At 72.4% G+C, this 23,258-nt stretch carries 19 protein-coding genes and 4 pseudogenes; 12 read left to right on the top strand and 11 right to left on the bottom strand.

Going from position 1 to position 23,258, the window contains the following annotated elements:
- Positions 1-284: 284 nt before the first annotated feature.
- From RLT59_RS27300 to RLT59_RS27290, 3 genes and pseudogenes are all read left to right on the top strand, one after another.
- A complete protein-coding gene (locus tag RLT59_RS27300) occupies positions 285-1,745 on the top strand; it encodes an acyl-CoA synthetase (RefSeq protein ID WP_311305827.1) in 1,461 nt (486 codons plus the stop codon).
- Positions 1,738-3,132 carry a carboxyl transferase domain-containing protein gene (locus RLT59_RS27295; RefSeq protein ID WP_311305826.1) on the top strand — a complete coding sequence of 465 codons (1,395 nt, stop codon included), beginning with the start codon at positions 1,738-1,740 and terminating at the stop codon, positions 3,130-3,132. The genes RLT59_RS27300 and RLT59_RS27295 overlap by 8 nt, the downstream gene beginning before the upstream one ends.
- 54 nt (positions 3,133-3,186) lie before the next feature.
- Positions 3,187-3,982: pseudogene (locus RLT59_RS27290) on the top strand (VOC family protein).
- A 23-nt stretch (positions 3,983-4,005) separates the two neighbouring features.
- Here the strand turns inward: RLT59_RS27290 and RLT59_RS27285 are convergent.
- The 4 genes and pseudogenes from RLT59_RS27285 to RLT59_RS27270 form a co-directional block, all read right to left on the bottom strand.
- Positions 4,006-5,277, bottom strand: a complete 1,272-nt coding sequence (locus tag RLT59_RS27285) for an MFS transporter (RefSeq protein WP_311305825.1) — start codon at positions 5,275-5,277, stop codon at positions 4,006-4,008.
- 49 nt (positions 5,278-5,326) lie between these two features.
- The gene (locus RLT59_RS27280) at positions 5,327-6,142 is read right to left on the bottom strand and encodes a Gfo/Idh/MocA family oxidoreductase (protein ID WP_399126986.1); all 816 of its coding nucleotides are present in this window, start codon (positions 6,140-6,142) and stop codon (positions 5,327-5,329) included.
- Between the two features lie 110 nt (positions 6,143-6,252).
- Entirely contained in the window at positions 6,253-7,233 is a 981-nt protein-coding gene (locus RLT59_RS27275) for a carbohydrate ABC transporter permease (protein WP_311305823.1), read from the bottom strand.
- 37 nt (positions 7,234-7,270) lie between these two features.
- Positions 7,271-7,969: pseudogene (locus RLT59_RS27270) on the bottom strand (bicyclomycin resistance protein); the annotation flags it as partial.
- 83 nt (positions 7,970-8,052) lie between these two features.
- On the opposite strand from RLT59_RS27270, the gene RLT59_RS27260 reads away from it, so the two are divergent.
- The 4 genes and pseudogenes from RLT59_RS27260 (at position 8,053) to RLT59_RS27245 (ending at position 12,720) form a co-directional block, all read left to right on the top strand.
- Complete coding sequence (locus tag RLT59_RS27260; RefSeq protein ID WP_311305822.1) at positions 8,053-9,441, top strand: MGH1-like glycoside hydrolase domain-containing protein; 1,389 nt, start codon at positions 8,053-8,055, stop codon at positions 9,439-9,441.
- Positions 9,438-11,244, top strand: a pseudogene (locus tag RLT59_RS27255) (glycogen debranching N-terminal domain-containing protein). The gene RLT59_RS27260 and the pseudogene RLT59_RS27255 overlap by 4 nt, the downstream one beginning before the upstream one ends.
- A 224-nt stretch (positions 11,245-11,468) precedes the next feature.
- The gene (locus RLT59_RS27250; RefSeq protein ID WP_311305821.1) at positions 11,469-12,488 is read left to right on the top strand and encodes a glycoside hydrolase family 16 protein; all 1,020 of its coding nucleotides are present in this window, start codon (positions 11,469-11,471) and stop codon (positions 12,486-12,488) included.
- A gap of 4 nt (positions 12,489-12,492) precedes the next feature.
- Positions 12,493-12,720 carry an SAM-dependent methyltransferase gene (locus RLT59_RS27245; protein WP_311307878.1) on the top strand — a complete coding sequence of 76 codons (228 nt, stop codon included), beginning with the start codon at positions 12,493-12,495 and terminating at the stop codon, positions 12,718-12,720.
- Between the two features lie 21 nt (positions 12,721-12,741).
- Here RLT59_RS27245 and RLT59_RS27240 read toward each other — a convergent pair whose 3' ends face one another.
- A complete protein-coding gene (locus tag RLT59_RS27240; RefSeq protein WP_311305820.1) occupies positions 12,742-13,398 on the bottom strand; it encodes an NAD(P)-dependent oxidoreductase in 657 nt (218 codons plus the stop codon).
- A complete protein-coding gene (locus RLT59_RS27235) occupies positions 13,395-14,318 on the bottom strand; it encodes an EamA family transporter (RefSeq protein ID WP_399126185.1) in 924 nt (307 codons plus the stop codon). Before RLT59_RS27235 ends, RLT59_RS27240 begins: the two co-directional genes overlap by 4 nt.
- A gap of 79 nt (positions 14,319-14,397) precedes the next feature.
- Here RLT59_RS27235 and RLT59_RS27230 point away from each other — a divergent pair, with 79 nt between their 5' ends.
- Positions 14,398-15,309 carry a LysR family transcriptional regulator gene (locus tag RLT59_RS27230; protein WP_311305819.1) on the top strand — a complete coding sequence of 304 codons (912 nt, stop codon included), beginning with the start codon at positions 14,398-14,400 and terminating at the stop codon, positions 15,307-15,309.
- Positions 15,310-15,324: 15 nt separating this feature from the next.
- On the opposite strand, the gene RLT59_RS39465 is transcribed toward RLT59_RS27230, so the two are convergent.
- From RLT59_RS39465 to RLT59_RS27220, 3 genes are all read right to left on the bottom strand, one after another.
- A complete protein-coding gene (locus RLT59_RS39465) occupies positions 15,325-15,636 on the bottom strand; it encodes an SDR family NAD(P)-dependent oxidoreductase (RefSeq protein ID WP_399126984.1) in 312 nt (103 codons plus the stop codon).
- A gap of 11 nt (positions 15,637-15,647) precedes the next feature.
- Complete coding sequence (locus RLT59_RS39460; RefSeq protein ID WP_399126183.1) at positions 15,648-16,079, bottom strand: SDR family NAD(P)-dependent oxidoreductase; 432 nt, start codon at positions 16,077-16,079, stop codon at positions 15,648-15,650.
- Positions 16,080-16,146: 67 nt separating this feature from the next.
- Positions 16,147-16,638 carry a hypothetical protein gene (locus RLT59_RS27220; RefSeq protein ID WP_311305818.1) on the bottom strand — a complete coding sequence of 164 codons (492 nt, stop codon included), beginning with the start codon at positions 16,636-16,638 and terminating at the stop codon, positions 16,147-16,149.
- On the opposite strand from RLT59_RS27220, the gene RLT59_RS27215 reads away from it, so the two are divergent.
- The 3 genes from RLT59_RS27215 (at position 16,601) to RLT59_RS27205 (ending at position 18,480) form a co-directional block, all read left to right on the top strand.
- Positions 16,601-17,191: an IlvD/Edd family dehydratase gene (locus RLT59_RS27215; protein WP_399126182.1), complete on the top strand. Its 591-nt coding sequence runs from the start codon at positions 16,601-16,603 to the stop codon at positions 17,189-17,191. The genes RLT59_RS27220 and RLT59_RS27215 overlap by 38 nt on opposite strands.
- 9 nt (positions 17,192-17,200) lie before the next feature.
- Positions 17,201-17,383 carry a hypothetical protein gene (locus tag RLT59_RS27210; RefSeq protein ID WP_311305817.1) on the top strand — a complete coding sequence of 61 codons (183 nt, stop codon included), beginning with the start codon at positions 17,201-17,203 and terminating at the stop codon, positions 17,381-17,383.
- A gap of 170 nt (positions 17,384-17,553) precedes the next feature.
- Positions 17,554-18,480, top strand: a complete 927-nt coding sequence (locus tag RLT59_RS27205) for a tyrosine-type recombinase/integrase (RefSeq protein ID WP_311305816.1) — start codon at positions 17,554-17,556, stop codon at positions 18,478-18,480.
- A gap of 193 nt (positions 18,481-18,673) precedes the next feature.
- On the opposite strand, the gene RLT59_RS27200 is transcribed toward RLT59_RS27205, so the two are convergent.
- A complete protein-coding gene (locus RLT59_RS27200; RefSeq protein ID WP_266695157.1) occupies positions 18,674-19,606 on the bottom strand; it encodes a DMT family transporter in 933 nt (310 codons plus the stop codon).
- Between the two features lie 40 nt (positions 19,607-19,646).
- On the opposite strand from RLT59_RS27200, the gene RLT59_RS27195 reads away from it, so the two are divergent.
- The gene (locus RLT59_RS27195) at positions 19,647-20,171 is read left to right on the top strand and encodes a MarR family winged helix-turn-helix transcriptional regulator (RefSeq protein ID WP_266773049.1); all 525 of its coding nucleotides are present in this window, start codon (positions 19,647-19,649) and stop codon (positions 20,169-20,171) included.
- A 146-nt stretch (positions 20,172-20,317) separates the two neighbouring features.
- Here the strand turns inward: RLT59_RS27195 and RLT59_RS27190 are convergent.
- A pseudogene (locus tag RLT59_RS27190) lies at positions 20,318-23,136 on the bottom strand (Tn3 family transposase).
- Positions 23,137-23,258 lie beyond the last annotated feature (122 nt).

The raw sequence follows: 23,258 nt of genomic DNA, 5'->3' as shown, positions 1-23,258 counted from the left end.
AACGCTTCCTTCCTGACGGTGCGTGGGGTTGTCAGGCAAGGCGCTGTGTCGCGCTTTGCGACGTGCGTGTGCTGCCGGAGGGGCGGCGATGCGGCCTGCTTTCTTGCTGCCTGTCGCGCCGAGGTGCCCTGCCGGAGTTAACTTTTTGCATGCTGGCAACGCAAAATTAATTTGTCAAGGTCGTATCCAAATCCCCGCCGGATGCCCCGTACAGCGATCCGGCGCGGGTTCCGGGCCACATTCCGAGGACGGAAGCGCTTCACCTATCTAGGGTTCGCAGAGTGATGCCACTCTTGCCTGCACTCCAGGACCCCGCCGGTGCGCCGGCCGCAGCCGAAGCCGTCCGGTTCGGTGAACAGTCCCTCAGTTACGAGCGGTTGGCCGCCGCGGCGGACGCACTCGCCTCCCGGATCGCGGAGGCCGGGCGGGTAGCCGTCTGGGCCAACGCGACCCCGGAGACCGTGGTCGCGGTGGTCGCCGCGCTGCGGGCCGGCGTGCCCGCCGTGCCGCTCAACCCGAAGACGGGCGAACGGGAGCTGGCCCACATCGTCTCCGACAGCGCGCCCTCCACGGTGCTGGCGGCGGCCGGTGACGTGCTGCCTCCCGCACTGGCCGCGCTGGTCCGGGTGGACGTGGACACGAACGCCGCACCGAGGACACGCTCCACCGGCTTCCCCGAACCCTCCCCCGAGTCCCCCGCGCTGATCGTGTACACCTCGGGCACCACAGGCCCGCCCAAGGGCGCGGTCCTGCCGCGCCGGGCCGTCGCCGCCACCCTGGACGCGCTGGAGGACGCCTGGCAGTGGACCGGCGACGACGTCCTCGTCCACGCGCTTCCGCTGTTCCACGTGCACGGCCTGATCCTCGGCGTCCTGGGCCCGTTGCGGCGGGGCGGCTCGGTGCGCCATCTCGGCCGGTTCTCCACCGAGGGTGTGGCCCGGGAGCTGGAGTCGGGCGGCACCATGCTGTTCGGTGTGCCGACGATGTACCACCGCATCGCGGAAGCGCTTGACGGGCCGGCCGCGTCCGCCGGGCTCGCGAAGGCCCTCGCGGGCGCCCGGCTGCTGGTCTCCGGCTCCGCGGCCCTGCCGGTCCACGACCACGAGCGGATCGCGGCGGCGACCGGCCGCCGGGTCATCGAGCGGTACGGCATGACGGAGACGCTCATGAACACGGGCGTACGGGCCGACGGCGAGGCCCGCCCCGGCACCGTCGGCGCCCCGCTGCGCGGCGTCGAACTCCGCCTGGTCGAGGAGGACGGCAGCGCACTCGCGGACCCCGCGGCCATCGGTGAGATCCAGGTGCGCGGCCCGAACCTGTTCACCGGCTACCTCAACCGCCCCGAAGCGACGGCCGCCGCGCTCACCACCGACGGCTGGTTCCGCACCGGGGACATGGCCACCCTCGACCCCGACGGTTACGTACGGATCGTCGGCCGCAAGGCCACCGACCTGATCAAGAGCGGCGGCTACAAGATCGGCGCGGGCGAGATCGAGAACGCCCTGCTGGACCACCCGGGCGTCCGCGAGGCCGCCGTCACCGGCGAACCCGACCCCGACCTGGGCGAGCGGATCGTCGCCTGGGTGGTGCCGACGGACCCCGCCTCCCCGCCCCCGGCGGACGAACTCGCGAGCCATGTCGCGGCCCAGCTCTCCCCGCACAAGCGGCCGCGCACCGTCCGCTACCTGGACGCGTTGCCACGCAACGACCTGGGAAAGATCATGAAGCGGTCGCTCCATGGCTGACCGGCTCTCCGCCCGCGCGGCGATCGCCGCCGTCACCGCCGACTTCACCGAGTCCACCGCACCGCGCGAGGACACCTCGGCCGACGGCCCCCTCGGCTGGACGGGATACGCGGACTCCCGGGCACGGGCCACCGCCCGTACCGGCGAGCGGGAGTCCGTCGTGCACGGCCTCGCCACCGTCGGGGGCCACCGCTGCGTGCTGGTCTCGTTCGAGTTCGGCTTCCTCGGCGGCTCGCTCGGGCAGCGCACCGGGGACCGGCTGGAGGCGGCGTACGAGGAGGCCGTGACCCGGCGGCTCCCCCTCGTCTCGCTGATCGCCACGGGCGGCAGCCGGATGCAGGAGGGCATGATCGCGCTCACCCAGCTGCACCGGGTGGCCGCCGCCTCCGCCCGGCTGCGCGCGGCCGGTCCGGCGCAGCTCGCGGTCCTGCGCGACCCGACGACCGGCGGCGGCTGGGCGACCCTCGGCGCGGGCGCCGACGTCATCCTGGCGCTGCCCGGGGCGCAGGTCGGCTTCGCGGGCTCCCGGGTACGGCCGCCCGGCGCGGACCCGGCCGCCTACACCGCGGAGGGCCAGCTCGCGGCCGGCCAGCTGGACGCGATCGTCCCGCCGGAGGAGCTGGCCGCGACCTTGGGCCACTGGCTGGGGGCGCTGGCGTACCGGGAGGCGGGAGCGGGGGCCACGGCGCAGGCGGCTCCCCCGCCTGCCCCTGTGCCGGACGCCCTCTCCGCGACCGGGCTGCCCCGGACCGGCTGGGACGCGGTGCTCCGGGCCCGGTCCGCGTCGCGGCCGCGCGCCGAGGCCTATCTGGACGCCTACTTCGGGATCCGGCTCCCGCTGCACGGCGACCGCTGCGGGGGCACCGACCCCGGGCTGCTCTGCGGCTTCGGGCTGCGCGAGGGACGGCCCATCGCGTACGTCGCCCAGTGCGGCACCCCGACCCGCCCGGCCGGCTACCGCACGGCGGCCCGGGTGATCAGGCTGGCCGACCGGCTCGGCGTCCCGGTCCTCACCCTGGTCGACACCCCGGGCGCCGCCAACGACGCCGAGGCGGAACGGGCCGGTGCGGGCGCGGCCATCGCCGACGCCTTCGCGGCGATCGCGGCCGCCCGGGTCCCCGTCACGACCCTGGTGGTCGGCGAGGGCGGCTCGGGCGGCGCGCTGGCCCTGGCCGCTCCCGGCCACACCCATGTCACCGCCGACAGCTACTTCTCGGTCATCGCCCCCGAGCTCGCGGCGGCGATCCTGAAGCGCTCCCCGGACCGGACGCGCGCCACGGCGGACCAGTTGCGGCTGCGCCCGCAGGACCTGGTGGACCTGGGCGTCGCCCGCTCGGTCGTAGGGCCCGGCTCGGTGCGCACGGGAAGCAACGGGTCGATAGCGTAATAAAGGGGGCAGAACCACAGGAACACAGCTTCGAGTGAAGAGAGAGGCCAGGTCATGGCCGCAGATTCAGAGGGCACTCCGTGCTGGGCCGACGCGACGTTCGGTGACATCGAGGGTGCGAAGAGCTTCTACGGTGAGCTGCTGGGCTGGACCTAGCGACTCGCTGGCCGAGTACGGCAACTACACCCAGGCGTACGTGGACGGGCAGGCGGTCGCCGCCCTGATGCCTCCCCTTCCCGGCCAGGAGGTACCGGCCGCCTGGACGCTGTACCTCGTCTCGCCGGACGCGGCGGCCACCGCCGCGAAGATCCGCGAGAACAACGGCGAGCTGCTGGTGGAGCCCATGCGGGTCGGGGAGTTCGGCACGATGGTGCTGGCCCGCGACCCGGGCGGGACGGCGTTCGGCGTGTGGCAGTCCGGCAGCCACGAGGGGTTCGGCGCGCGCAACGTCCCCGGCGCCTACAGCTGGGCCGAGGTCTTCACCCGGGAGCCGGAGAAGGCGGACCCCTTCTTCCGTGCCGTGTTCGGGTACGGGCTCAAGCGCATGGAGGACGACGCGGTCGACTTCGCGCTCTACGACCTGGGCGCGGACCCGGTGCTCGGCCGGATGAAGATGACGGAGGACTTCCCGCCGGAGGTGCCGCCGTACATGAACGTGTACTTCACCGCCGCGGACTGCGACGCGGCCGTGGCGAAGGCCGAGGCGCTCGGGGCGCAGCTCCGGTTCGGCCCGCTCACCATCCCGTTCGGCCGGTTCGCCGCGCTGACCGATCCGCAGGGCGCACCGTTCTCGCTGATCGACGGCACGACGGCGGGCGGCGAGCCGCCGAAGCTCGCGGACGTCGCCTGAGCCCTGTCACCTTCTCCGGGCTCTCAGGCCTCGGGGTCGCGTGCGTCGTACCGCGCGAACCGGGGCCACCGCAGGGCCAGCAGCAGCACGGCGGCCACGCACACGATCCCGCCCCCGGTCACGGCCGCGGTGGGCGAGGCGAGGTCGGCGACCGATCCGGCCAGGAAGTCCCCGAGCCGGGGGCCGCCCGCGACGACGACGATGAACACGCCCTGGAGCCGCCCGCGCATCTCGTCCGGCACGGCGGCCTGGAGCATCGTGTTGCGGAAGACCATCGAGGTGGTGTCGGCGGCCCCCGCGAGCGCCAGGAAGACGAGCCCGAGCCAGAGCTGCCGGGTCAGCCCGAACACCGCGACGGCGGTGCCCCAGCTCGCGACCGCGAGGAGCACGGCCAGCCCGTGCCGCCGGATCCGCCCCAGCCAGCCGGAGAACACCCCGCCCAGCAGCGCGCCCAGGGCCGGGGCCGCGACCAGCAGTCCGGTGGTCTTCGCGTCGCCCCCGTACCAGAGGACGGCCACGACGGGGAACAGTGCGCGGGGGTTGGCCAGCACCATGGCGCACATGTCGGTGAAGAAGGTCATCCGGAGGTTGGGCCGGGTCCCCAGGAACCGCAGCCCGTCCATGACGGACGCCCGCTTCGCGGCCCCGGCGGCGCTCTCGCCCCGGTCCGGCAGCATGGCGGGCAGCCGCCACATCGCGTACAGCGAGGCGGTGAAGGTGACGGCGTCGACGCCGTACGCGGCCCGGTAGCCCCACCAGCCGACGATGAGCCCGCCGAGCATCGGCCCGACGAGCCCGCCCGTGGTGCTGGTCATGGAGTTCAGCGCGTTGGCGGCGGGCAGCTGTTCGGTCGGCAGGAGCCGGGCGATCATCGAGCTGCGGGCCGGGGAGTTGAGCGCGAAGCAGACGGCCTGGAGCGCGACGACCCCGTACAGCAGCCCGACCCGCTCCACTCCGGCGACGGTGATCGCGACCAGGGCGACGGAGAGCGCGAACGAGCCGAAGGCGCTGACCAGTCCCAGCTTCCGCCGGTCCACGGTGTCCGCGATGGCACCGCCGTACAGGCCGAAGACGACCAGCGGGACGAACGAGCAGGCCCCGATCAGTCCGACGGAGAACGCGGACCCGGTGAGGTCGTACACCTGGAGCGAGACGGCGAGTGCCGTCATCCCCTGCCCGACCCAGGAGACCGTGTTCCCGAACCAGAGCCGCCGGTAGTCGGGGGAGGTCCGCAGCGGGGTCAGGTCGGCGAATATTCGGGTGCGGGGTACATCGGGTTCGGTCGTTTCGGTCACAGCGGATGGTAGCCAGTCGGTGGGTGAGCCGGTCCGGGGGCCCTGCTGATCAGGCCTTTCCCGCCTGGTCGAGCAGTTCCTGGAGACGCAGGCCCCGGGCCGCGTCGATGCCGGTCCCGGTCCCGGTACGGACGGCGGTGGCGAACTCGCGCCGGAGCACCGGCCAGCATTCCTCGTGGTCGAGGTCCGCCGTGTCGTAGACGAGTTCCTCGCCGGGGCCGAAGAGCTCGACGCGGGTGCGGCCGCGCGGAAGGCTGACGCTGCCGGAGAGGGACGCCTGACTGACCGCGCCGTTCTCGTGCTCGCAGGTCAGCTCGATCCAGCGGCGCGGGTCGCCGGTGCCGCGTACCGAGACGATCGGGGCGACGGCGCTGTCCAGCAGGTCCAGCAGATGGGGGCCGAGGTCGAGCAGCGCACCGTGCTCCAGCCGCCAGCCCGTCGCGAACTCGCCGCCGAGGAAGGCGCCGTGCAGATAGCAGGACCGGGCCCCGAAGACCTGACGGGTGGCCGCCTCGGCCAGAAAGGCCCGGGTGGCCGGGTGGTAGCGCTTGGTGAGGACGAGCTGCGAGACGACGCCGTGTTCGGCGACGGCGTCCGCGACGGCGCGGGCCGCCGCGAGGTCGGCGCCCAGCGGCTTCTCCAGCAGCAGCGCCCGGCCGGCAGCGGCCGCCCGCACAGCCAGCCCGGCCTGGACGGCGGGCGGCACGGCGAAGGCGACCGCCTCGCAGTGGTCGAGAAGTTCCTCGAACGAACCTGCGGCCCGTGCGCCGTGGGCCCGCGCGAGCTCGGCGGCCGCCTCAGGGCGTCGGGCCCAGACCGCGGTCAGAGCCGTCTCGGGCCCTGCGGCCAGCATCCGGGCGTGCATGGCACGGGCCCAGGGACCGGCGCCGACCAGCCCGACGCGGACCGGCGGATGGGACGGAGCGGTCCGGGCGGGCTCGGTCGTCCGCTCACGGGTCGCGGACGGGGCGGTGGTCATGCCGACTCCTCCTGAACCTTCTTGCCGAAGAACTTGAAGTAGATGCCCAGCAGTGCCATGAGGACGACGGCGAGGACCAGGGCCTGCGCGGACGCCGCTCCGACGTCGAAGCGGGAGGTGAGGAAGTCGTAGACGCGGACGGCGACGACGTCCGTACCCGATCCGCCGCCGGTGAGCAGGTAGATGTCGTCGAACTTGTTGAACGTCATGATGAATCGCAGGACGGACAGCAGGGCGATGACGGGCATCATCTGCGGCAGCAGGATGTGCCGGAAACGCTGGGAGATGGTGGCTCCGTCGACCTCTGCGGCCTCTTCCAGGCTGCCGGGGACGGCCTGGAGACGGGCCAGCATGAAGAGGAACGCGAACGGGAAGTAGCGCCAGGTCTCGAAGGCGATGACGGTCAGCAGCGCCAGCGGGATGTCGAAGTGGAGCCTGAAGAGGCCGACTTCGTAGGAGCGGGTGGACAGGAAGGCGATCGGGTCGTCCCAGCCGAAGAGCTTCTGGCCCCATTCGTTGACGATCCCGTACTGCGGGCTGAGCGCGACCTCCCAGACGAAGGAGACGGCCACGACGGGCGCGACGTACGGGAGGAGCATCGCGGCCCGCAGGACGCCCCGGCCGCGGAAGGGCTTGCGCAGCGCGAGGGCGGCGATCAGCCCGAGGATCACGGAGCCCGCGGTGGCGCCGATCGTGTAGAGCAGCGTGGTGCCGAGGCTGCTCCAGAATCCGGGCGAGCCGAAGACCTGCCCGAAGTTGTCCAGGGTCCAGCGGCCGAAGAGGCCGTTCTCCTGGATGTCGACGAGCTTGGCGTTCTGGAAGGCGAGCAGGACGGTCCACAGGATCGGCAGGATCACCACGACCAGGACGACCCGGAAGGTGGGGGTCACGAAGGCGAGGCCCGCGCGGTTCTCCCGCCTGCTGGCGGTCTGTGGCCGGCTGCGGCGCTTCGTCGCGCCGCTCTGGACTGTGCTCATGGGATCGGTTACCTCGGTGACGGATCGGCCGGTGCGGCTACTGGAGGGACTTCTGGAGGGCGGCCACTTCGTCGTTGGCCTCCTTGGCGGCCTCGTCCGGTGAGAGCTGTCCGCTCGTCATCGCCCCGATGGCCTTGGCTACGGGCAGTTCGCCGTCGGTGGCGCCGACGAGGGCGCCCTGACCCTGGGTCAGTCCCCATCGCTTCATGTCGCTGACGCCCTTGACGAGCTGGTCGAGGAGCGCGGACGGGTAGGCCTTCTGCAGGGACTCGCGGTGGTCGACGCCCATGACGCCGGCCCGCCAGGCCCGCTGGAAGGAGCCGGGGGCCTGCGGGGTGCCGGTGCGGACCGGGATCTTGCCCTCGGGGGCCATGCCGAACCAGTCCTGGTAGTCCTTGCCCATCATGTACTCGATGAACTTCCGGGAGGCTCCGGTCTCTGCGGTCCTGGTGACGACCCAGGAGGTGATCTCGCCGAACTGGGCGGGTTCCTTGCCGTCGGGTCCTTGCAGGGAGGTGACGACGCCGGTGTTGCGGGCGAGGAACTTCGGGTCCTTCTTGCACTCCGGGCAGCTCGGCAGCGCGTCGGAGCGCAGCCCGGCCAGCTCGTCGAGGAGGAAGGCGGACCAGACCATCATCGAGGACTTCCCCGAGAAGTAGGTGGCCCGGGTGGTATCGACGCTCTGGGTGCCCGGGGCCCCGTGCTTGCGCGCCAGGTCGTCGTAGGCGGTGAAGGCCACCTCGCCGTCGAGTGCCGGCTGACCGGCGACCCCGTCGCGGCCGTCCGCTCCATCCCCGCGTTCCTGCGGAGGTCCGGCGCATGACCTCGCTGCTCGAAACCCCCGTGCCCGCCGCCGCCGACGCCCTGACCCTTCGGCGCGGCGCGGCACGGGTCCTGCTGGCGAACTGGACGGGGGGCTCGACGGTCCCGTCCCGCGGCCTGTACCCGCACCAGTGGAGCTGTGACTCCGCGTTCATCGCCATCGGCCTGCGCCACCTCTCGGTGCGGCGGGCCCAGCGCGAACTGGAGTCCCTGCTCGGCGCCCAGTGGTCCGACAGGCGCGTCCCGCACATCGTCTTCAGTCCGGCGGTCTCCCTCGACGCCTACTTCCCCAGCCCCGACTTCTGGCGCTCCTCCCGCGCCGGCGCGGCGGCCGGCGCCCCGGCGGGCACCGAGACCTCCGGGATCGTGCAGCCGCCGGTGCACGCGCTCGCCGCGTGGCTGGTGCACTGCGCCGACCCCGAGACCTCGCGCCGCCGCGGCTTCCTCCCCCGCGTGTACGGCCGCCTCGCCGCCTGGCACGACTACCTCACCGGCCCGCGCGACCTGGGCGGCGGCCTCGCGGCGATGGTGCACCCGTGGGAACCGGGGATGGACAACAGCCCGTGCTGGGACGGCCCCCTGGAGCGCGTCGAGCCGGCCGCGCCCGGCTCCTACCGGCGCGCCGACCTCGATCACGGGCAGCCGGCCGAACGCCCCACGGACCTGGACTACGGTCGCTACGTCCGCCTCGCCGCCGACTACCGCGACGGCGGGTACGCGGACGCGGGCGGCGGCCACGCCTTCGCCGTCGAGGATGCCTGCGTCAACGCCCTGCTCATCGCCTCGGAACACGCGCTCGCCCGGATCGCCGCAGAGACCGGAGGTGATCCCGCACCGCACGAGGAGCGGGCCGCACGCCTGACCGGGGCGCTCGTGGAGCGGCTGTGGTCGCCCGCGGAGGGAATGTTCCTCAGCCGCGACCTGGTCGGCGGCCACCTCATCGCCGAACGCAGTGTCGCCGGGATCATCCCGCTCATCGTTCCCGGGCTCCCCCCGGAGATCGTCGAAGCGCTGATCGCCACGACCGCGGGCGACGCCTTCCGGCTCGGCAGCATCCCGATGGCGCCCTCGTACGACGTCACCGGCCATGCCTTCGATCCTTCCCGCTACTGGCGCGGACCGGCCTGGTTCAACACCAACCGACTGCTGGAGCGCGGACTGCGGCAGTACGGCCGGACGGCCACGGCGGACAGTCTGCGCACCTCGATGCTGGCGGCCGCACAGGCAGGCGACTTCGCCGAGTACATGGACCCGTTCAACGAGCAGGCCCGGGGCGCCCGGGACTTCGGGTGGACGGCTGCCCTCACCCTCGACCTGCTGGCCGCCGGCCGGCCGGAGGAGGACCCCGCCCGCACCGACGGCCCTTCGAACGGGGTAAAGGCATGATCGGCACGGCAGGCACCACGCTGGTCCGTGGCGGCATGTTCGCCGTCGTCGCCGCCGACGGCGGCATCACCGGCAGCCACGCACCTCTCCCGACGGACTGTTCCTGCGGGACGCCCGCCATCTGAGCCTGTGGTCCCTGACCGTCGGCGGTGCGGCACCCGGCGTGCTCGTCCCGGCGGGCGGCGAGGACTCCGCGCGCTGCGTGCTGACCCCGCCGGGCACCCGCGACGAGCCCCCCGCGTACACCGTCTTCCGCGAGCAGGCGCTCGTCCCCGGCGGACTCACGGAGCGGCTTCCGCTGGTCAGCAACCGTTCCGAGGCCACCACCGCACACGTCGCGCTGAGCGTGGACTGCGACTTCGCCGACCAGTTCGAACTGCGCTCCGACGGACGGCGCTACGACAAGGACGGCGCCCGCCGCACCGCCCTGCTCCGGGCCGACGGAGTCGACTTCGGCTACGCGCGGGGCGACTGGCTCTCCCGTACGACGGTCTCCGCGGTGCCGCCCCCCTCTGCGGCCGGGCCGGTCGAGGCTCAGCAAACGGCGCACCGGCTGGAATGGCGGCTGGAACTGCCCGCGCACGGCACGGCGGAACTCCTGCTCACGGTCACGGCGCATCCGCACGGAACGCCCATCGCCCCGGCACCCGCTGTGGTGCCCGCGCAGGCCGCCGCGGACCGTGCCGCCGACATCGCGGACTTCGTCGGTGCCGAACCCCTGCCCGTGCCGGCGGACGCGCCCGAGGGACTGGCCGCCGCGTGCGCCCGGGGGCTGAGCGACCTCGCGGCGCTGCGGGTACCCGCCGTCGGGCCGGACGGCGAGGAGCTGACGGTCCCGGGCGCCGGAGTGCCGTGGTTCCTCACGCTCTTCGGCCGCGACTCCCTGCTCACCTCCCTCTTCTCGCTGCCCTACCGGCCCGAGCTCGCGGCCGGCACGCTCGGCGCCCTCGCGGCGACGCAGGGCAGCCGGTACGACGCGTACAGCGGTGAGCAGCCGGGCCGTATCGTCCACGAGATCCGGCACGGCGAACTGGCCCACTTCCGCCAGGTCCCGTACGGCCGTTACTACGGGTCCGTGGACTCGACCCCCCTCTTCCTGGTGCTCCTGGACAGCTGCACCCGCACCACCGGGGACCCCGCCCTCGCCGAGGGGCTGGAACCGCAGGCGCGTGCGGCCGTGGCGTGGATGTTCCGGGACGGCGGCCTCGGCGACGGCGGGTACCTGGTCTACTCACCCGACGCCGAAGGGCTGGTCAACCAGAACTGGAAGGACTCCGCCGGAGCGATCTGCTTCCTCGACGGTACCCAGGCCGAAGGACCGATCGCGGTGGCCGAGGCGCAGGGGTACGCCTACGACGCACTGGTGCGCACCGCACGGCTGGCCCGCACGGTCTGGGACGACACCGACTGGGCCGAGGAGCTGGACACGGCCACAGGGTGGGCCGGCGCCTGCTCGAACCGGACTTCTTCTCCGGCTGGGCCATCCGCACCCTGGCCTCCGGGCAGCCGGGCTATCACCCGCTCTCGTACCACCGCGGCAGTTGCTGGCCGCACGACAACGCCGTGGTCGTCCTGGGTCTCGCCCGCTGCGGACTGACGGACGAGGCCCGCACGGTCGCCCGGGGCCTGCTGGACGCGGCAGCGCACCACGGCGACCGGCTGCCGGAGGTGATGGCGGGGTACGACCGCGCCGACCACCCGCGCCCGGTGCCCTATCCCCACTCCTGTTCCCCGCAGGCGTGGGCGGCGGCGACGCCCCTGGCCATACTGACGGCGCTGGGGAGGGGCCCGCTGGACGGCTGAGAGGGGCCTCGCGGCTTGAACGCACGTCACCCACACAGGACCCTCACGGCATCGGCAGCTGAAGGACCTTGCCCCAACTGGGCTTTTTGGCGGCCCAGTTGGCTTCAGGAAGTGAACGTTGTAGGCACCTTGACGGGGTCAACCGCCGTGCCCGACAGTCGTGGGCACGGCGGTTGAGAGCGCTCTCAACCGCGTCTCCCCCCACCCCAGGAAAGCAGCCCGCAATGAAGAGGATCGCCCTGCTCGGCGGATCTCCAGGCGTCTCCCCCGGCGCCGGAAACCGCACACGACGGCGGCTGCCGGTCGCCCTCGCCGCGCTCGCTCTCTGCCTGCCACTGGCCGGCCTCATGGGTCCGGCGGGCCCCGCCGGGCTCTCCGGCACCGCCGCGGCCGCCGAACCGGACGCGACCGCCCGTACGGCCGACGCCGACTGGACCACCATGTTCAGGGACGACTTCGACGGCGCGAGCGGAACAGGCCTCAACACCGCCGACTGGCTCTACGACATCGGCACCAGCTACCCCGGCGGCGCCGCCAACTGGGGCACCGGCGAGATCGAGACGTCCACGGACTCGACGGAGAACGTCTACCAGGACGGCTCTGGCCACCTGGTGATCAAGCCGATACGGGACGCCTCCGGGCACTGGACGTCCGGCCGGGTGGAGACCCGGCGCACCGACTTCGCCGCGCCGGCCGGCGGACAGATGCAGCTCAGCGCCTCCCTGAAACAGCCCGACCCGGCGAGCGGGCTCGGCTACTGGCCGGCCTTCTGGGCGATGGGCGCCGACGCCCGCCCGGCCGGGGCGACCAACTGGCCCAGCATCGGCGAGCTGGACATCATGGAGGACGTCAACGCCCTCAGCCAGCACTCCACCACCTTCCATTGCGGCCAGTGGGCCGGTGAGTGCCACGATCCCGACGGGATCAGCAGCGGGCTGCAGGCCTGCGACGGCTGCCAGTCCGGCTACCACACGTACTCGGTGACCGTCGACCGCCGGGACCCGGCGGCCGAGCAGCTGCGTTTCTACCTGGACGGCGTCCAGACCTTCGCGGTGGACCAGAACGAGGTGTCCGACGCGACCTGGAAGGCCGCCGTCGACCACGGGTTCTTCGCCATCTTCGATGTGGCGATCGGCGGTTCGTATCCGGACAAGGTCTGCGGCTGCACCTCCCCGGCGGCCGACATCAGCTCCGGCGCGGGGATGAGCGTGGACTGGTTCTCGGCCGAGGTGAGTCAGTCATGAGCCGCTGAGCGCCCGTGGCCCCACGCACCCGCGGCATCCGCGCGCCGGGCACGGCCGACGGCGATCGACCGAAGCGGTGCGGAGCCCGGACCGGATCGCGGACTTCTTCCACGGCCTGGAGATCCTCGAACCCGGCGTCGTCAGAACATCGGCCTGGCGCCCGGACCCCGGCGCCGGAGATCCGGACATCCTGCGGGGCCACGCGGTCTGCGGAGTCGGCCGCAAGCCCTGAGGCGGCAGCCGGGGGCGGCCGCTACCGCCCCGGGCGCTCTCCGCTGCTACGCACCACGGTGAAGTGCCGCTCCCCACGCGGGCGTTCGATCTCGTCGAGCGCGGCCACGGCGAGATCCTCCGCGCTGATGCGCGAGGTGCCGTCGTCCTCCGTGAGCAGCGTGGTCGTGCCTCGGCGGTAGGTGCCGGTGCGGGCGCCGGGTTCGAGGAGGGCCGGCGGGCTGAGGTAGGTCCAGTCGCCGTATCCGTGCTCGTGGCAGGTCCGCAGCTGGGTCGAACTGGCCTCGGCGGCGGGGACGTGGTCCGGGTCGTCGATCACCAGCAGCCCGGGATCGCGTGGTGACCGCAGGGGGCCCGCCCCGCCGACGACCAGCAGCCGGACGCCCGCCCGGCCGGCCGCGTCCAGCACCGCCGAGGTGAGCGGCGCGATCGAGTCCTCCTGGCCCGGGGCGGGCCGGATGGCGAGGAGGGCGGCACCGGCCGTGCCGAGCGCCTCGTCGAGAGCCGCGTCGCGCCGGTCCGCCGGGGCGCCCGCGTCAACGGTCACGGGTATGACGGCGGCGGACCGGGCCGCGTGCGGGTGTCTGGACGCGGCGGTCACCCGGTGGCCGCGCGAGACGGCTTCGGTGACGAGCCATGAGCCGACCATTCCGGTGGCGCCGAAGACGGTGATGTTCATGAGGCGGGCCCTTTCCGGGTGCCGGGTGCGGGAGTGAACTGCCCGGCCGCCAGTGCCGCGAGGGCGAGGGCGAAGCCGAGGAGCTGGAGTGCGCCGAGGCTTTCGCCGGCGAGCAGCACGCCGAGGGCGGCGGCGACCAGCGGCGAGAGCAGCCCGAGGAGGGCCGTCGCGGTGACCGGGAGGGCGCGCAGGCCCCTGAACCAGAGGGTGTACGCGATCAGCCCGCCGAACGTGCCCAGCCAGAGGTATCCGGCCACGGCCCGGCCGTCCACCCCGCCGGGCACGCCCTCGACGATCAGTGCGGGGGCCAGCAGCACCAGTCCGCCCGCGGTGAGCTGCCAGCCGGCGAACCCGACCGCGCTGACGCCTTCGGGCCGGCCCCAGCGTTTGGTCAGCACGACGCCTCCGGCCATGGCAGCGGCTCCGGCGAGCCCGGCGAGGATCCCGAGGGGGTCGAAGGCGGCGCCGGGGCCGAGCACGACGAGCCCGACGCCCGCGACGCCGACGACGCCCCAGACCAGGCGCCACGGGGACGGCCGTTCGGAGAGGACCGGGAGGGCGAGGACGGCCACCAGGACCGGCTGACTGGCCCCGAGGGTCGCCGCCACCCCGCCGGGGAGCCGTTCGGCGGCGATGAACAGCAGCGGGAAGAAGGCCCCGATGTTCAGGGTGCCCAGGAGCGCGGCCTTCCACCACCACACCCCGCGCGGCAGGGTGCGCGCGATGAGGAGCCCGAGCAGTCCGGCCGGGAGTGCGCGCATCAGCGCGGCGAAGAGCGGCGAGCCGGGCGGCAGCAGCCGGGTCGTGACGATGTACGTCGTACCCCACACCGCCGGGGCGAACGCCGTGACGATCGTGAGCCCGGCCCGGCGGACCGGTGGCACGGGCGCCGTAAGCGCGAGAGCTGTCGTTGTGGTCACTCCACCACTCTCGACCCCGGATCATCCATGAGTCCAACACATGGTTTTCATCGCAACGATCGTGGGAGAAGATCGATGGATGGAACTGCGTCAACTGCGATATGTGCTGGCCGTGGCGGAGACCCGGAACTTCACGCGCGCCGCCGAGCGGTGCTACGTGGTCCAGTCGGCACTGAGCCACCAGATCAAGGCCCTGGAGGACGAACTCGGGGTGCGCCTGTTCGCGCGTACCAGCAGACGGGTCGAGCTGACTCCGGCGGGCGAGGCGTTCCTGCCTTCCGCCCGGGTGAGCGTGGAGGCCGCCGGGCGTGCGGCCGCCGACGCGACGGCGGCCGTCGGGGAGCTGCGCGGCCCGGTCGCCCTCGGCGTCATCCCGACCGTCACCGCCCTCGACATCCCACGGGCGCTGCGGACCTTCCACCACGCCCACCCCGCCGTGCGCGTCACCCTGCGCACCGCGGGCAGCGACGAACTGATCTCCGCCGTCGAAGCGGGCACGGTGGACGTCGCCGTGCTGGGCCTGCCTGCGGAGAGCGCCGCCCCCGCCGGTATCCGGACGCTCGAACTGGCCAGGGAACGGCTGGTCGCGGTCGTCCCCGCCGGACACCGCCTGGCCGGGCGGCGGCGGCTGCGGCTGGCCGATCTGGCAGCCGAGACGTTCGTCGACTTTCCGGCCGGCACTCCCGGGCGCGCGCAGAGCGACCTCGCGTTCGAGGCGGCGGGCATCCGGCGCGACGTGACCTTCGAGTCGATGTCCGCCGGCCTGATCCTGGACCTCGTCGGGCAGCACCTCGCGGTCGCCCTGCTGCCGCCCGCGATCCTGGCCCCGGACGCGTCCGCGGTGGCCGTCCCCGTGACGGACGGACCGGTCCGGATCGAGTACCTGGCCTGGAGCGCGTTCAACCCCGCACCCGCCGCGACCGCGCTGCTGACGGTGCTGCGCCCCGGCCCGGCCTCCGACGGTGCCGCCGGAGACCGGGGCAGGGCTTAGGGCCTCCCGGCCTGATCAGGCGAACCTGGCGGACACGCCTCCGTCCACGGCCCAGTCCGCGCCGGTGACGAATCCCGCGGCGTCGGACAGCAGGAAGGCGACCACGGAGGCGACCTGCTCCGGGGTGCCGAGGCGGCCGAGGATGTGTTTGGACTCCGCTTCCCGGCGGACGTCGGGCTGCTCCTGCTCGAAGTACTCGGCCAGCAGGTCGGTCTCGATGTAGCCGGGGCTGACCGCGTTGACCCGGACGCCCCTGGGCCCCACCTCAAGGGCCATGCTGCGGGTCAGCCCCACCAGCCCGGCCTTGGCCGAGGCGTAGGGGAACATGCCGGGGCAGGTCATCGTGGCGTGCATGGAGGCGATGTTGACGATCGCGCCGCGCCCCGGTCCGTCATGCCGGGCAGGACGGCCCGCGCCAGGAGCCAGGCTCCCTTCAGGTCGACGCCGAACACCTCGTCCCACTGCTGGGTGGTCATGGTGACCACGTCGGCGTAGGAATTGCGTCCCGCGTTGTTGACCAGGCCCGTCACCGGGCCGAGTTCCGCGCTCAGGGCGGTCACCGCGTCATGGACCTGGTCCTCGCTGGTGATGTCGCACTCCGCCCAGCTCGCGGCCTCACCGATGAGGTGCGCGGTCCGCCGCGCACCGTCACCGTCGATGTCCAGCAGACCCACCCGGGCACCGGCCGCCGCCGCCGCTGTGGCGGCGGCGGCACCGATGCCTCGCGCCGCGCCGGTGACCAGCACCACGTCGTCGGTCAGGTCGATCATGTCGGTCCTCTCGTTCGATTCAGGTAACGAAACCAGACCTGCCGGTGACGCGGCGCGGCCGGGTGTGTCAGGGCAGCAGTCGCACCCGCGCCGTGCCGCTCCAGCCGGCCGGCAGCGTGATCGCGGGGTCGATGTAGTTGCCCCAGGCCAGGTCGGGGTAGTTGAGGCGGGCGCTGACGATCAGGCCGACGCCGGGAGCCCGGGACGGGAACGGGTCGCTCGTCAGCGCCTCGAACGCGTCGAGCACCACATGGGCGGCGGACGCGGACGCGTTCTTGCGGCCGGTAACGCGCACGGTGACGGTGTGCTCGCCCTCTGCCAGCCCGGTCCGTTCGAACGCGCGCTGCTGGAACACCTTGCCCGCGGCGTAGAGGTCCACCTCGGTGGCGGCGCCGCCGTCGACGGAGATCTCGGCGATCCCCTGGTTCGGGCCCTTGGGGCAGATGAAGCGGACGCCGGTGCCCCAGAACGTGACCGTCGCGGTGTCGCCCTCGGTGCTGCCCGCCGGGAGCGGAACGGCCGTGGTGCGCGGCAGCCTCGCCCCGGACGGCGCCGTCATCAAGCAGTCGGCCGCCGCACCGCACCTGCTGGACCACACAGGCCCCGCCCTCGTCTTCGACGCCCTTGAGGACTACCTCGCCGTCGTCGAGGACCCCGCGCTCGACGTCAGCGCCGAGACGGTCCTGATCGTGCGCAACACCGGGCCGCGCGGCTATCCGGGCATGCCGGAGGTCGGCAACCTGCCCCTCCCGAAGAAGCTGCTCGACGCCGGAGTCAGGGACATGGTGCGGGTGTCCGACGCACGCATGTCCGGCACCGCCTTCGGCACCTGTGTGCTGCACGTGGCGCCGGAAGCGGCTGCGGGCGGCCCACTGGCGTTCGTCCGTACCGGAGACCGGGTCAGGCTCGACGTACCCGGCCGACGGCTCGACGTATTGGTCGACGAGCCGGAGATGGAGCGGCGCCGCTCCGCGTGGCAGCCGCCGCGGCCGCCGGCCACCCGGGGCTGGACCCGTCTCTACACCGAACACGTCACACAGGCCGACACCGGCGCCGACCTCGACTTCCTGGTCGGCTCGACCGACTCGACCCCGCCCCGCCAGGCCTTCTGAGGAGCCGGCATGGCCGCACACCCGAACAAGCCCGTCGACACACTGGTCCGCGGCGTCTCGCCCGTACTGGAGGTGCCCTTCCACAGGGACGGGGCACTCGACCCGGAGGGGTTCACCACCGTGGTGGACCGGGTCCTCGCGACCGGGGTCGGCTCGGGGGTTGAGGAACATCGGAACGAAAGCCGGCGCTAAGCCTCGATCGGCCCTGGTGGGCGGCTGACGGATCGTCGGCGGCCGGACCCGTCTGAAGTCTTCCCGCAGATATCGCCCTATTATCTGCGGCACAACCGATTCATGACCTGCGGTGACGTTCTCGGGGCTGTGCGCGAAGCGGCCCCGTTATCTGCGGCAAGGGGGAAGCGGTGCCGACCGTCGTACGACTGCCCGCCGGGAAGGCGTTGACCGTACGGAGCGCGGCGGACGCGTTCCTCGACTCGCTCGACAACGCAAACACCCTCCAGTCGTACGGAATCGGCGTCGGCAAGACCGCCGAGCACCTCGGCGAGGTCCGGCCGCTCGCCTCGGTCGCGGACGACGAGATCGGCGGCGCCCTCGAACAGCTGTGGGGCGAGGCGGCGGTCAACACCTGGAACGCCCGCCGGGCGTCGGTGCTGTCGTGGCTGGGCTGGTGTGCCGAGCGCGGGTACGACGGCCCGGCGGTCCCGGCCTGGGTGAAGCGGATGACCCCGCCGGACTCCGAGACCCCGGCCCGCTCGAAGATGGCGGTCGACCGGCTGATCGCCCGCCGCGAGGTCCACCTGAGGGAGAAGACGCTGTGGCGGATGCTCTACGAAACCGTCGCCCGGTCGGAGGAGATCCTCGGCGTCAACATCGAGGAGCTGGACCTCGCCGCCCGCAGGGCCCCGGTGAAGGCCAAGGGCGCGAAGCCGCGTACCCGCCGCCGCGACGCCCCGCGCGAGGACTACGTCATAGAGCCCGTGTACTGGGACGCCGGCACCGCCCGTCTGCTGCACCGGCTGATCAAGGGCCGTACGCGGGGGCCGGTGTTCGTCACCCACCGCAAGCCGGGCCCCGGCAAGGTCCTCGCGCCGCGTGACGTGTGCCCGAACACCGGGCTGGTCCGGCTGTCGTACGGCCAGGCCCGCGCCCTGCTGGATGCGCACACGGCCGTCGGCGGAGTGCCGGGCACCGGGTGGGACCTGCACGAATACCGGCATTCCGGGCTCACGCACCTCGGCGAGGCCGGGGCCAGCCTGCCGATGCTCATGGCGAAGTCGCGGCACAAGAAGCCGGAGAACGTTCGGCGCTATTTCCACCCCTCGGCGTAGGCGATCGCCGAAGTCACCAGTCTGCTCGCGCCCGGCGACAGCAGACGGTGAACCCAACACCGCCGGCCGATGGGATCGTTGGTCGGGCCGGGATGGAGGACAGATCGATCCGTGACGTCGGCACCCCTCCCCACCTGCTCACTCATCCCGGCCGACTATCGGCGCCGCTCCCTGCTCCCGTGTCCCCTGACCCTCACAGGGGATTGCAGGTGGAGGACTCGCGGGCGGGACGCTTGTCGGGTGCAGGTTGGAGAGGAGTCCGACTGCCGCCGCGTCGTCCTGCGCGTTTGGGCCGTCCCAGGACGACTCCGGTCAGGACGAGCGCGAGCCCGCACAGCTGCTGGGCTGTCAGCACCTCTCCGGCGACCGCCGTGCCGAGCAGGACACCTGTGACGGGGTTGAGGAGCCCGACAAGGCCCACGGTCCCTGCGGGCAGGTGCCGTAGCCCGGTGAACCAGGCGGCGAAGGCCAGCGCGGTGGCGACGAGGGTGACGTAGCCGAACGCGAGGAGCGCCGGTGTGGAGAGTGCGGGCGGAGGGCCCTCCACGGCTGCGGCGACCGGCAGCAGGAACAGTCCTCCGGCGGTGAGCTGCCAGGCGGTCGAGGCGAGCACATCGGTACCGGCGTTCCACCGCTTGGTCAGGATGTGACCAAAGGACGACACGAGCATGGCCGCGGCCGAGGCGAGGACTCCCGGCACGCTCACTCCTCCCGTTCCCGTGAGCAGCATGAGGCAGACCCCGCCGAGCCCGATCGCGGCGCCGGCCAGGTGTGCGATGCCGGGCCGCTCGGAGACGAGTGCCCAGGCGATGAGCATCATCGCCAGCGGGGACACCGCCATGACGGTTGAGGCGATGCTCGTCGGCAGTAGCTGGGAGGCGGCGTAGACGAGCACGAAGAACACGCTTACGTTGAGCAGCCCGAGCACCGCGGACCGCCACCACCACGCACCGCGCGGTCGCTGCCTGCACAGCCCCAGCAGGACGAGACCGGCGGGCAGCGCTCGCAGAGCCGCCCCGTAGAGGGGGCTGTCGGGCGGCAGGAATTCATGGGTGACGTAATAGTTGGCGCCCCAGGCCACCGGTGCGACAGCGGTCAGGGCCACCCACCGTAGATTAGCTTCCATGGAAGACAATATATCTTCCCGGGAAGGTATTGTGGTATGCATGGACGACCCGCAACCGCTGGACCGCGTGGCCCGCATCCAGACCGACTGGCGCCGCGAGCGGCCCGACCTCGACATCTCCCCGCAGGGCGTGATCGGCCGGCTGCACCGCCTGGCCGACCATCTCACCGAGGAACTCTGCCTCGTCTACGGGCGCTACGGACTCAGCGAGGGAGAGTTCGACGTCCTGTGCGCGCTGCGCCGCGCCGGTGAGCCCTATGAGCGCGCGCCCGGCGAACTCGCCGCACACACCATGGTCACCACCGGCGCGATGACGAAGCGAATCGACCGCCTGGAGCGGGCAGGACTCGTCACCCGCCGCCGTTCCGACGACGACCAGCGTGGCCGGATCGTGGCCCTCACCCAGCCCGGTCGCGAACTGATAGACCAGGCATTCACCGACCACATGCGCAACGAACGCCGCCTGCTGAGCCTGCTGACGCCCGCCGAGACCAAGGCACTCGAAGGACTGCTCACCACCTGGATCTCACACGTGGAAAATCCGCGTCCGTCCGACAGCAAGTGACCCGCCCGGCGCCGGGAGGCCGAGCGGGTACGGGAGCTGTCACACCTCCAGGCGGTGTGACAGCTCCCGTACCCGCCTGCGGGGCTCTGGCCGGCGCGGTCGCCTTAACCGCGGTGGTGGCGGCCACGACAAGCCGTCGTGCGACGTCACTCGTCGTCGGTGGCGTCCTTGTCGCGCAGCGGGCGCATCCCGCCGAGCAGTTCGGGCAGCTTGAACGAGTACCGGCCGAGCATGTTGATGTGCTGCCGGACGAACGGCGAGAGGCGGGCGACGTCCTTGTCGCGGACGTCGAACCCGTCCGCCCGCAGCTGGTTCACCGCGGCGTCCATGTACCTCGTGTTGAAGAGCACCACGGCGTTGAGGACCAGGCCGAGGGCGCCGATCTGGTCCTCCATGCCGTCCTGGTAGCGCTGGTAGAGCTGTCCCAAGCGGCCGTGGAAGATCTTCCGGGCGAGGGCGTGGCGGCCCTCTTGGAGGTTGGCCTGCGCCTTGATCTGGCGGCGGTAGCCGGGCTCGTCGGCCAGGCGCAGGATGTGCAGGGACTTGGCGATCCGCCCGTAGTGCGCGATCGCATCCCGCAGCGGGGTCGGCCGCCCGTCCCTCGACAGCATCCGGATCACGTCGTACGCGCGCACGGCGCCGGTGTGGATGGAGCCGATGATCCGCAGGATGTCCTCCCACTGACGCTCGATGCGGGCGAGGTCGCCCCGGCCGCGGGCCGCTTCCTGGAAGGCTCCGTAGTGGGCGATGCGGCCGATGCGCCACATCTTCTGGTCCGGCAGATCCGCGAGCTGCGGCACGTACGCGAACCCGGCCAGGGTGAGGAGTCCAAAGACGATGTCGCTGTACGAGGCGGTGTCCGTGACGATGGTCTCCGGGCGCTTGCCGCCGTCCCGGTCGTAGAGGACATCGAGCACGTACAGCGAGTCGCGCGGGGTGCCGGCCACCACCTTCCCGCCCAGCCCCGCCGCCTGGTCGTTGATCATGTTCAGCCAGGTAGCGCCGCCCCGGCGCCCGAAGTACTTGGGGTTGGGGCGGGCATAGACCGACGGGACGGGGACAACGAACCGCATACCGTCCACGGACGCGACCAGCCCGCCGCCCCACACCTGCGCGAGGCCGATGGACGCCTGGTGCTCGATGAGGGTGGCGTTGGCAGCCCGGTAGGTGGCCAGCCGCAGATACGTCTGATCGACGTGGGACAACCTGCCGTACTTCAGCTCGTCGATCCCGCCGATGACCGGCGTGTACCCGACGTTGCAGCCGTGCGCGACCAGCAGCGCGGCGACCGTCACGTGCAGGTCCTTGAGCCGGGTTTCGCCGCCGGTGATCGAGGTGAACGCCTGGTCGGCGCCGGTCCACGAGAACACCTCCAGCAGCACCTCCGGCAGGTCGACGCGGGGCATCATCGCCTCCACCGCTTTCCGCAGGTCCTGGAGGGAGGCGGGTTCGGGCTCCGGCTCCAGGGCGGCGAAGTGCAGCCGTCCATCGTCGTCGAACTCGATCTGGGAGTTCGCAGGCACCCGCGCGGCGACCTCCCGGTAGGTGCCGTCCAGCAGAGCGGCCCGCGCCGCCAGGTGCTCACCCGCCTCGCCGGGCAGGTTCAGGGAGGCCAGCACGGTCGGGCGGACCTGCTCCCACGCCTCGCCGTCCAGGCCTTGAGGACCGGCAGGCCCTCCGGGGTGGCGCCGAAGTCGACGACCTGGACAAGGAGAGCCAGGAACGGCCGTACGGTGGGGAACCGGGTGACCAGCATCGTCCGCCATGCCTCGTCCGCGTCCGAGTCGATCGGCGGCGCCAGCTCGAACAACGCGGCGATCGCGGCGGCCAGCTCCTCGCGCGGCACCACCTCCTCGATCCGCTCCCACATCGCCGTCAGAGTCGCTACCTCCGGCGGACTGATCTTCCCCGACTCGGTGTCGACCTGCTCGCTCGTGGTGTCGAACACGACCCGGAACGCGGTCGCCAGCCTGATCCCGGCCCGCTCCATCCTCGGCAGCGTCTTCAGCTTCTGCTTCGCAGTCTCCCGCTCCGCCCGCGCGAGCAGCTTCGTCGCGATCAGCACCTCCAGCAGGTCCAGCGCGTCGTCGACCGCCCTGCTCGTCAGTTAGACCGCGGTGGCCAGCAGGGTGGCCAGGCGCCTGGAGTCGCCGTGGTGTCGCAGCAGGGACGCCTTGCCGTCCACGCCGTACCGCGACAGCTCCGCCAGTCGCCGCGGCGGTATCCCGGACACGTCCAACTCGCCCATCCCGAACGCGTCGATCTCCGCCGCCCGCTCAAGCGCCCACTTCATCTGGGGCCCGGAGATCCGCACCGGGCCGCGCCGCAGCCGGTCCAGCTCCGACACCCGCGCACCGGGCGGCACGGCCAGCAGGGAGTCGAGCACCGCCCGCTGACCGATGCTCAGCAGCCCGTGGAGGCTGTCCCACAGCCGCTGGTTCGCCGCCTCCCGCACCGAGGCCACCAGCCGGGCGAGCGTCGTTACGCCGGGCAGCAGCACCCGCCGCTCGCGCAGCCACCCCACCGACGCGTCGAACAGAGCCTTCGGGCCCTCCCCGGTAGTCCAGGCCCGCGCATCCACCCACACCCGCAACTCGGCTTCCGCCTCGGCGAACTCCGTGTACTCCAGGACCTTCCGCAGCTCACGGACGTGGGCCAGCCGGGTGTTCTCCCGTTCCCCGTACGCCTTCAGTGCCGACGCGTCCGCGATGCCGAGCTGCTCGGCGAGGTAGTCGACGACCTCCGGCGGAACGTCGGTCAGGTCGTCCAGAAACACCCCGAGGTAGCGCGCGGTCGTGAGCTGGGCCGCGAAGCCCAGCCGGTTGTGGGACCGCCGCTTGCCCTCGATCAGCTCCGGGTCCGCGTCGTCCAGGAAGAAGAACCGCTCCAACTCCGTACGGGACGGCGCCCCGTCGTACGCCGCGTACGCGGCGGCTTGTGCATCCGTCAGAAACTCGACCGGCACCCCGGACCTCCACACAGTCAATGATCAACACGACTGCTGAAGGCTCCGCCCTCGAAGAAGTCCAGGTCAAAGCGCTCTCAGGTGCCATCGAGGCTTAGCGCCGGTTTTCGTTCCGATGTTCC

Source organism: Streptomyces sp. ITFR-6 (assembly GCF_031844725.1).
Lineage (GTDB): Bacteria > Actinomycetota > Actinomycetes > Streptomycetales > Streptomycetaceae > Streptomyces.
Note: the sequence above shows the minus strand (reverse complement) of the source record. Positions and strands in the feature narration are given on the sequence as shown.

Bases quoted from the DNA above. Each gene is read 5' to 3' on its own strand.
- RLT59_RS27300 (WP_311305827.1), top strand. From the start codon at position 285: ATGCCACTCTTGCCTGCACTCCAGGACCCCGCCGGTGCGCCGGCCGCA.
- RLT59_RS27295 (WP_311305826.1), top strand. From the start codon at position 1,738: ATGGCTGACCGGCTCTCCGCCCGCGCGGCGATCGCCGCCGTCACCGCC.
- RLT59_RS27280 (WP_399126986.1), bottom strand. From the start codon at position 6,142: ATGCACGCCCGGATGCTGGCCGCAGGGCCCGAGACGGCTCTGACCGCG.
- RLT59_RS27275 (WP_311305823.1), bottom strand. From the start codon at position 7,233: ATGAGCACAGTCCAGAGCGGCGCGACGAAGCGCCGCAGCCGGCCACAG.
- RLT59_RS27260 (WP_311305822.1), top strand. From the start codon at position 8,053: ATGACCTCGCTGCTCGAAACCCCCGTGCCCGCCGCCGCCGACGCCCTG.
- RLT59_RS27250 (WP_311305821.1), top strand. From the start codon at position 11,469: ATGAAGAGGATCGCCCTGCTCGGCGGATCTCCAGGCGTCTCCCCCGGC.
- RLT59_RS27240 (WP_311305820.1), bottom strand. From the start codon at position 13,398: ATGAACATCACCGTCTTCGGCGCCACCGGAATGGTCGGCTCATGGCTC.
- RLT59_RS27230 (WP_311305819.1), top strand. From the start codon at position 14,398: ATGGAACTGCGTCAACTGCGATATGTGCTGGCCGTGGCGGAGACCCGG.
- RLT59_RS39465 (WP_399126984.1), bottom strand. From the start codon at position 15,636: ATGTTCCCCTACGCCTCGGCCAAGGCCGGGCTGGTGGGGCTGACCCGC.
- RLT59_RS39460 (WP_399126183.1), bottom strand. From the start codon at position 16,079: ATGATCGACCTGACCGACGACGTGGTGCTGGTCACCGGCGCGGCGCGA.
- RLT59_RS27220 (WP_311305818.1), bottom strand. From the start codon at position 16,638: ATGACGGCGCCGTCCGGGGCGAGGCTGCCGCGCACCACGGCCGTTCCG.
- RLT59_RS27210 (WP_311305817.1), top strand. From the start codon at position 17,201: ATGGCCGCACACCCGAACAAGCCCGTCGACACACTGGTCCGCGGCGTC.
- RLT59_RS27200 (WP_266695157.1), bottom strand. From the start codon at position 19,606: ATGGAAGCTAATCTACGGTGGGTGGCCCTGACCGCTGTCGCACCGGTG.
- RLT59_RS27195 (WP_266773049.1), top strand. From the start codon at position 19,647: ATGGACGACCCGCAACCGCTGGACCGCGTGGCCCGCATCCAGACCGAC.